Below are 667 nucleotides of genomic sequence, written 5' to 3'. Positions count from 1 at the left end.
CGAAGACTACCCAGATCGTCATACACATAGTAGGTGCATAACCATCCATCATGGGCTTTACCAGGACTATCGGCCAATTGTACTTTTTTGAGAATGAGTTGGCCGTCTTTGTTCTTGTATTCTATCACCTGGTGCCCTGCTTCATCAATTGAAATGTTTTTATTGAGCTGCCCGGTACTGTATATGCCGGCAGTATCAGGAAGAGTTGCGGAACCGGAACCATAAGTAGCAGTGGTGGAACAGTTTTTTTTACTAATTGCAATTTTCCAGATCAGCACAGCATCGTCGCTGGTATTGTAATAGTACTGCATTTCTACCGGATGATTTCCGCCCGTTTGTGCCCAACTATCACCGGGGTCCCATTTCTTTAATACCCGGTTTAGTGGAGAGGCTTCATACTCAGTCTGGCTATAGTACACATGTTCATTTGCGATGCCGGGGTTGAGTGCAGTATTTTGATAAAAAGATGCTTGTGCCGCAAATGGATCTGACTTTATTTTTCCATTATGGGCACTATCCTGTTGATGTATATAGGGCAGGTATTGATATTGTTGCCTGCCAAGAGAATCGTATGTATAGGCGGTAACCATATCATTGCCGTTAGGACTGATCCTTCTCTCTACAGTTTGTAAGGGACGTCCCAATCCGTCCAGGTATTGTGTCGTCA

1 protein-coding gene is annotated in these 667 nt (G+C 44.2%); it reads right to left on the bottom strand.

The window, feature by feature from the left end:
• Positions 1 to 667: DUF6443 domain-containing protein (locus tag BW716_RS34225; RefSeq protein ID WP_235644019.1), on the bottom strand; the 667-nt coding region annotated here is incomplete at both ends.

Source organism: [Flexibacter] sp. ATCC 35208 (genome assembly GCF_001975825.1).
Classification (GTDB): Bacteria; Bacteroidota; Bacteroidia; order Chitinophagales; family Chitinophagaceae; genus Chitinophaga.
The sequence above is the reverse complement of the archived record's forward strand: the minus strand, read 5'-3'. Positions and strand labels throughout refer to the sequence as shown.